Here is an 8046-nt window from a genome sequence, read left to right as displayed (position 1 = left end):
TATAGCTAAAACAAGTTACTGATTATCAGTAAGATGAACAACTTTTTTCTTTTAAATCATAATGCACAACGGGTTAACTTAATAAGTTATCATGTTTTTTGATGACAATAATCTGATTTGGTTCAATAGCAAAATCCGAATCTTTGTTGATTAGTTTTCGTACTTGTTCATATTCTTGCGGACTTATTTTTCCAAATTGATGCTTGTAGAATATTTGAGAAAATACGATACTATCTTTTTTAAAGGATAAGCAATTGTACAGGTAACTAGAATTACATCTCTTTTTGAATTCTTGTAAACTGATTTTTTCACCGTTTTGATCTAAATATAATTTTGTTTGAGCGTTTACATCTCTTGAAATAAATAAAATTGCAAAGAGAAAAATAATTTTGAGAGAGAAATTTTCCATTAGTGTGGGTTTTAGTTTTTGATTTTAAAAATTGAATGACAATAATAGGCTTAAAAACAATGTCGCTCATGAGAACGTTTGGGTTTTCGCTTAAATAAGCCTTTGCCCATCATATTTCCGTAAAGTGATTTTTTAAAATCTTCTTTATAATTGCTCCAATCCTTATTTTTTAATAGTTTTTTTAAAATTTTGGTATTGCTGTTAAAATGATAATTTGAAATGAAGTATTCCCCATTGGGTTGAAGAACCAAAAATCGAACTCTTTTAGTCATTGAAGGATCTTGCATATCACTTTTGATAAACGCAGTGTTGATAACTCCGCGGTCTTTTACCCACTCAAAATTAAGATATTTTTCTTCTAGAGCTATATCATCTGGATGCATAAAAAGTACATTTACCTTAAATTTCCTTTCCAAATTTCTTCCTACATTTATTTTTTTCTATACTGAAGTCTTCTATTTTCTTGTCAAAAATCTCTTTATTAAATTTCACAAAGTACTCTATCTCCTCTTTTCTGTACTCCTTTTTGTATAGATTCATGTAATATTTATAAGATTTGATAAACTTTTTTTCTAAAGAATCGTGCATCCTTTTTGAAGCTTTAAAATCTGCCAAAGAATCATAGTAACTAATAAGTAAAGTTTTCTCATTCTAATTCTCTGCCGCTATCTTTACGAAGCAGTTTTCTTATTTGATTCATTTCTTGCGGACTAATCTTGCCAAATTTTTGTTTCAACCGTATTTGTGAAACCACAAGTTGCTGGGTTTGCTTAACGACCAAACAATGGAAAAGTAAATTAGAATCACATTTTTCATCAAAGATTTTGGCGGAAACCTCTTTTCCGTTTTCATCCAAATACACATAGCTTTGAGAGCATGCATACCCTGAAATAAAAAAAAATGAAATAATAGCAGCGATTTTGAACGCGTGTCTGTACATAAGTGTATTATTTACTATATTTTAGTAGTGCTAAAATAAATAAATAATGATTAGTCAAGAACAGTTTGAAAAAGAAGTGAAAATTATTATAGAAAACGCTATACGTGAGGATGTTGGGGATGGAGACCACAGTTCTTTAGCTTGTATTCCGCCAACGGCGACAGGAAAAGCCAAACTTTTGGTGAAAGATGAAGGAGTTATCGCAGGAATAGAGTTTGCTAAAAAAGTATTTCATTACATCGATAAAGACCTGAAAATAGAAACCTTAAAGAACGAAGGAGACCCTATAAAATATGGAGATATTGTTTTTTACGTTTCAGGAAAAAGTCAGTCAATTTTAAAAGCCGAGCGTTTGGTGTTAAATGCGATGCAGCGCATGAGTGCCATTGCTACCAAAACCAAAGAATACGCAGATAAGATAAGTCATACCAAAGCAAAAGTTTTGGATACGCGTAAAACGACACCCGGAATTCGCGCCATAGAGAAATGGGCCGTGAAGATTGGAGGAGGGGAGAACCATCGCTTTGCTTTATACGATATGGTGATGCTTAAGGACAATCACATCGATTTTTGTGGGGGAATTACGCAAGCCATTGAGAAAACACAGCAGTATTTAAAAGAGAACAACTTGGACTTAAAGATTATTGTGGAAGCAAGAAATCTAACCGAAATACAAGAAATTCTAGAAACCAAAGGAGTGCATCGCATCTTGATAGATAACTTTAATTATGAAGATACCAAGAAGGCAGTAAATATGATTGGGGATCAATGTCAGACAGAATCTAGTGGAGGAATCACCCTAGAAACCATTAGAAACTATGCAGAATGTGGTGTAGATTTTATTTCTAGTGGCGCATTAACGCATTCGGTTTCAAATTTAGATTTGAGTTTAAAAGCAGTTGAATAAATGCCTAAAGATGTAACAAAGGAAGGAAAAATACAATCTATTTTAAATTGGCTAGAAGAAAAAAGCAAAGCTATTATTCTTCCTGGTTTGGAAGGGCTGAGTCTTTATGACCTAGGTGAGATTTACACTGTAGGGATCGTGAAGGGAACCTTTTCTACTCGCGCCAGTTCGATAGCTTTTAGCTTTTTTATGGCTATTTTTCCTTTTTTGTTGTTTGTCTTAAACTTGATTCCGTTTGTATGGTTTATAGATGATTTTGATATTAAGCTTCTTGCTTTTTTAGATTCTCTCTTGCCTCCGCAAACTTCCGAATTTTTTAATGAAATCTTTGCCGATATTGTAAATACCCCTAGAGCAGGCCTTCTATCCTTTGTGTTTATATTATCTATTTTTTTAATGACCAATGGGATTAACGCTATTTTTACGGGGTTTGAATATTCTTATCATACCCATATTAATCGCTCTATTATAAGACAATACTTTGTTGCTTTAGGAGTTTCTCTAATCATCGCAATCATGCTCTTGACCGCCGTGGTTCTAGTATTTTATCTTACTTACATCATCGATAACTTAGAAGCAATGGGGGTATTTCCAGAGAATGTGATGTGGGCGCAAATAGGTAGATTTTCAGTTTTTTTACTAATCATATATAATGCGGTAGCTACCTTATATTATTTTGGAACCAAAGAAGGGAAGCAGTCAAAATACTTTTCAATCGGTGCCTTTTTTACCATGGTATTAATTTTGATAACTACTTATATGTTTACCATCTATATTGAAAACTTTAGCAGCTATAATGAGCTGTATGGATCTATAGGAGCTTTATTGATTTTAATGCTTTATATATGGATAAATGCTAACATTTTATTGTTAGGATTTGAATTAAATGCTTCAATTTATAGATTAAAAACAAAAAAAATAATATCTTAAACCACGAATCAAACATTTTAGTTATGAATAAAATAGCCATTATCTTAGCAGTAGTTTTTGCCGTCAACTTGTCATCGGCGCAGACTAAGAAGGTTGGGGGAGTAGAAATACCAACTTCTGAAACCTTTGGAGAACACACCTTAAGCTTAAACGGAGCCGGAACTAGATCGAAACTTTGGATAGATTTATATGTAGGAGGTTTGTACCTTAATGCAAAATCTTCTAACGCCAAAGAGATTATGAATAGTGATGAAGCGATGGCGGTAAAATTGCAAATCGTTTCTCGATTAGTAAGTAGCAGTAAAATGGTGAGTGCCGTAGAAGAAGGATTTGAAAGTTCTACGAATGGAGATGTAGCTCCGTTGCAATCTAAAATAGACCAATTTATAAGCTTCTTTGGGGAGGAAATTAAAAAAGGAGATGTTTTTGATATTACCTACCAACCAGGAAAAGGAGTTGTTTCTTATAAAAACGGAAAAGAAAAAGGAGTAATAGAAGGAATGGATTTCAAAAAAGCCTTATTCGGGATCTGGCTTTCTAAGAATCCTGTAGACGATGGTTTAAAAGAAGACATGTTGGGTAAATAATAGCCTACACTTAACGAATAACCTCTAAATACATTTCTTTTTATGAAGTACCTATTTCTTACGTTTACTTGTTTATTTCTTTCTCAGATTAGCCTAGGCCAATCGGTGTTGGGGAAATGGAAAGTGATGAAAGACGAAGAAACAGGAGAAGTTCGTTCCATTATAAATATTTATGAAGATGAAGGTAAAGTAAATGGAGAATTGATAGAGATTATGGACAAGAGTAAAGAAAATAATCTTTGTTCAAATTGTGAAGGAGAAAATAAAAACAAAAGAATATTAGGGCTTATCCTATTAAAGGACTTTGAGAAAGACCAAGATGAATATGTAGATGGGACCGTTCTAAATCCCAATGATGGTAAGATTTATAAATCTAAGATTTGGATAGATCAAGACCATCCTAATGTATTGAATGTTCGTGGTTATATAGGTATATTTTATAAAACCATGAAATGGCGCCGACTATTAGAATAATTTTTTAAAATAAATTAGTAATGTCTGATTAAATCTTTAAAACACTCCTCTTAATTATTGATGGAAGTAAGAAGCGAAGTATTTGTATATTTGACCTTACTTTTTATATCAGGTTTGTAACTGTAATATAAAAGTTAAGACTCTGTTTTTAGGTAGTTGAAAATAAATCTAATTTCTATTATCTAAAAGTGCTCACCCAGATGAAACGTTCGGAAGGGCAGCGTCTGCCGACAAAGGCAGGGTCTAATGTCTTAGTCGGACACGATTAAAAACAAATAAAGATCCTACGATATGCTACAAGTATCTCGTAGGTTTTTTTATTTCAGATTTCATAGAATTTTAAACTCTTGAATAAAAATGAATCACTATATAGACGTAATTTTACCTTTGCCGATTCCTACTAGGTTTACATACCAAGTTTTAGAAGAAGATGCAGTGGTTTTGCAAGTAGGAATGCGGGTGGCAGTCCCTTTTGGTAAAACAAAAGTCTATACTGGTATTGTGGCACATATGCACCACGAAGCTCCAAAAGTCTATCAAGCGAAGCTGATAGAGCAGTTACTGGATGAGCAGCCCGTGGTAACCCCCATACAACTAAAATTTTGGAAGTGGATTTCCTCTTATTATATGTGTACCGAGGGCGATGTTTTAAAAGCGGCTTTACCCAGTGCTTTTTTGCTGGAGAGTGAAACAGTAGTAGAGCTAAATACCAAAACAACTATTGATGAAGCTAACCTCACCGATGAAGAGTATTTGGTGTATGAAGCTTTACAGCGACAGTCGGTTATTAAGATAAAAGAGATCAGTCAGCTTTTGGGAAAAAAGAATGTGCTCAATTTATTACAAAAGCTAGTCGCAAAAGAAGTAATTATTGTGAGTCAGGAGTTATACAAGCAATATAAACCCAAGCTGATACGCTACATAAAGTTAGCCAACACCTATGATGAAGAAAAAGAGCTGCAAAGTCTTTTAGAGAGTTTAAATAGAGCACCCAAGCAAAGTAGTGTTGTGCTTACGTTGTTTTCGCTTCGGGCAAAATCTAAAAAACCCATTAGTGTAAAGGAGCTTACCAAAGAAAGTGGTGCTTCAGCGGCCATTATAAAAACCCTGGTAGACAAAGCGATTTTAGAAGAGTATTATTTACAACAAGATAGAACAGATCAGCAGCAGGAAATAGAAAAATTTCAGTTGGATCTAAATGAACATCAGCAGCAAGCTTACGCGGAAATCAACGAACATTTTGAAGAGAAAAAAGTAACTCTGCTACACGGAATCACTTCTTCCGGTAAAACCGAAATATATATTCAGCTGATAAAAGATACCATAGCTAAAGGAAAGCAAACCTTGTATTTGTTACCCGAAATAGCCTTAACTACACAACTTATTTCTAGGCTACAAAAGTATTTTGGCGATGATGTCTTGGTATTTCATAGTAAATATTCTTTAAATGAAAGGGTAGAGGTATATAAGCACGTATTGGAAGGAAGCAAAGGGAAAATTGTGATAGGTGCAAGGTCTTCTATCTTTTTACCTTTTCAACAACTAGGGCTTATCATTGTAGATGAATCTCATGAAACCACGTTTAAACAGTATGATCCTGCGCCTAGATACCAGGCGAGAGACGCTTCGGTGGTGTTGGCGAATTTTACCCAAGCTAATTTGCTACTGGGATCTGCCACGCCGAGTTTAGAAAGCTATTTTAATGCGCAACATCATAAATACGGCTTAGTGACGTTGAATAGAAGGTATGGAAATGTGTTGCCTCCTCAAATTGAATTAGTGGACATAAAAGATAAGCACAAGAGAAAATTGATGAAAGGTCATTTTTCTGATACGCTTTTAGGGGAGATGAAAAAGACCTTATCGGAAGGAAAGCAAATCATTCTTTTTCAAAACCGAAGAGGCTTTTCCCCTATTCTAGAGTGCAATATATGTGGTAATTCTCCGCAATGTCCTAATTGCGATGTGAGCCTTACTTATCATAAACATAACAACTCGTTGCGATGTCATTATTGTGGCTATCATATGGCGATGCAATTGCAATGTATGGCTTGTAAAAGTACCGAGATAAGTACGAAAGGCTTTGGAACAGAGCAAATTGAAACCGAACTAAAATCTTTATTTCCTGACAATAAAATAGGAAGAATGGATTTAGATACGACAAGGGGTAAGCATGGCTACGAAAAAATTATCACCGCTTTTGAGCAGCAAGAAATAGATGTGCTAATAGGAACACAAATGCTTAGCAAGGGATTGGACTTTAGAAATGTAGATTTGGTAGGGGTGATGAATGCAGATAGTCTTCTCAACTTTCCAGATTTTAGAGCCCACGAACGAAGTTTTCATATGTTGGTGCAAGTGGCAGGAAGAGCAGGAAGAACTCAGCAGCGAGGAAAAGTGCTGATTCAAGCTTACAACCCCAATCATCAAATTTTACAACAAGTGACCACGCATAGTTATGTAGAAATGTATAAGGAGCAGTTGCAAGAGCGTCATAATTTTAAATATCCTCCTATCTATAGGCTGATTAAACTCACTTTTAAAGGTAGAGATTTTAATGGGGTAAATGAAGCCTCTTCATGGTTTGCAAAAGGATTAGCACAAGGCTTGAAAGAAAATGTTCTTGGCCCCGAATTTCCTCCAGTTGCTAGAATAAGAAATGAGTACTATAAAAACATCATTATTAAAATCCCTCCGGAGCACTCTATCTCAAAAACAAAAGGCTTTATAGAAAAAGTGAAAAAAACCTATGATTCAATAGGGAGTTTTAAAAAAATAAGAGTGATCATTAATGTAGATCCTTATTAGTTTTGGGTAATAATACCAGATAATACATCTTCTAATTTTTTCTTCCTATTACGACTAATAGGCATTTGGAAATCATCTATCCAAATCGTTTTTGCATCATAATGCTTAACTCTAAATAGGTTAATGATGTAAGATTTATGCACGCGCATAAATTGATTTTCGGGTAATTTTTGCTCAAAACCCTTCATGGTGGACAAAACAATATAACTTTGATTTTCAGTAAAAATATTCACATAATCTCCAAAGGCTTCTACGTATTTTACATCGTCTAGAAAAAGCTTGTAATTCTTAAGCTTACTTTTTATAAAAATATAATTTCTATCTTTGGAGGGGGTTTTATTATTTTTTAAATGATGAATGTTTAACACTTTTTTTATAGCTACGTCAAACCTTTCTTTATCTACAGGTTTTTGTAGAAAATCTACCGCTTCATAGTTAAATGCCTTAAAAGCGTATTGTGTTTTCCCTGTAATAAAAATAATTTCAGGTCTGTCCTGAAGTTTATCTAACAAATCAAATCCAGATAATATAGGCATTTCAATATCCAGAAGAATTAAATCTATTGTATTTTTTCTAAGTGCTTCTTTCGCTTTTAAAGCATTATTATACTCTCCTACAAGCTCTAAGTTGGAATGATCTTTAACTAATTTAATAATAGATAATCGTTGTATGTTTGAATCGTCTACAACGACGCATTTTAACTTAATGTTCTTCAAAATTCGTTTTTTTGTTTAGTTTTTATATTTAATTCTTTATCTAAAAATAGCAATTTATTTACAATTAAGACATACTGCCTAGATAAAAGGTTGCATTTTTTAGTTCAAAGTGTTATTTTTTTGCACTAATGGCCTTTATAAGGAGAATTGCTTTTACCGTTTTTGATCTTAATCACCATGCATACTATTATATATAGTTAACCCGTTGTGCATTATGATTTAAAAGAAAAAAGTTGTTCATCTTACTGATAATCAGCAACTTGTTTTAGCTATAA

9 protein-coding genes are annotated in these 8046 nt (G+C 33.5%); 5 read left to right on the top strand and 4 right to left on the bottom strand.

What is annotated here, in order from left to right; all coding sequences use genetic code 11:
• Positions 1 to 73: 73 nt before the first annotated feature.
• From RBU60_RS13735 to RBU60_RS13725, 3 genes are all read right to left on the bottom strand, one after another.
• A complete protein-coding gene (locus RBU60_RS13735; protein WP_308865637.1) occupies positions 74 to 409 on the bottom strand; it encodes a hypothetical protein in 336 nt (111 codons plus the stop codon).
• Positions 410 to 459: 50 nt separating this feature from the next.
• Positions 460 to 825 carry a hypothetical protein gene (locus RBU60_RS13730; RefSeq protein ID WP_308865636.1) on the bottom strand — a complete coding sequence of 122 codons (366 nt, stop codon included), beginning with the start codon at positions 823 to 825 and terminating at the stop codon, positions 460 to 462.
• 230 nt (positions 826 to 1055) lie between these two features.
• Entirely contained in the window at positions 1056 to 1265 is a 210-nt protein-coding gene (locus tag RBU60_RS13725; protein ID WP_308865635.1) for a hypothetical protein, read from the bottom strand.
• A gap of 130 nt (positions 1266 to 1395) precedes the next feature.
• On the opposite strand from RBU60_RS13725, the gene nadC reads away from it, so the two are divergent.
• The 5 genes from nadC (at position 1396) to priA (ending at position 7055) form a co-directional block, all read left to right on the top strand.
• Positions 1396 to 2256 (top strand): carboxylating nicotinate-nucleotide diphosphorylase, encoded by an 861-nt coding sequence (nadC, locus tag RBU60_RS13720; RefSeq protein ID WP_308865634.1) that lies wholly within the window; start codon positions 1396 to 1398, stop codon positions 2254 to 2256.
• Complete coding sequence (locus RBU60_RS13715) at positions 2257 to 3186, top strand: YihY/virulence factor BrkB family protein (protein WP_308865632.1); 930 nt, start codon at positions 2257 to 2259, stop codon at positions 3184 to 3186. It begins immediately after the preceding gene.
• Positions 3187 to 3209: 23 nt separating this feature from the next.
• Positions 3210 to 3773, top strand: a complete 564-nt coding sequence (locus RBU60_RS13710; RefSeq protein ID WP_308865631.1) for a chalcone isomerase family protein — start codon at positions 3210 to 3212, stop codon at positions 3771 to 3773.
• A gap of 42 nt (positions 3774 to 3815) precedes the next feature.
• Positions 3816 to 4247, top strand: a complete 432-nt coding sequence (locus tag RBU60_RS13705) for a DUF2147 domain-containing protein (RefSeq protein WP_308865630.1) — start codon at positions 3816 to 3818, stop codon at positions 4245 to 4247.
• Positions 4248 to 4604: 357 nt separating this feature from the next.
• Positions 4605 to 7055 (top strand): replication restart helicase PriA, encoded by a 2451-nt coding sequence (gene priA / locus RBU60_RS13700; protein WP_308865629.1) that lies wholly within the window; start codon positions 4605 to 4607, stop codon positions 7053 to 7055.
• Here the strand turns inward: priA and RBU60_RS13695 are convergent.
• Positions 7052 to 7771 (bottom strand): LytR/AlgR family response regulator transcription factor, encoded by a 720-nt coding sequence (locus RBU60_RS13695; protein WP_308865628.1) that lies wholly within the window; start codon positions 7769 to 7771, stop codon positions 7052 to 7054. The genes priA and RBU60_RS13695 overlap by 4 nt on opposite strands.
• Between the last annotated feature and the right edge of the window lie 275 nt (positions 7772 to 8046).

The organism is Mesonia profundi (assembly GCF_031085155.1).
Classification (GTDB): Bacteria; Bacteroidota; Bacteroidia; order Flavobacteriales; family Flavobacteriaceae; genus Mesonia; species Mesonia profundi.
This window is presented reverse-complemented; position numbering and strand designations above follow the sequence as displayed.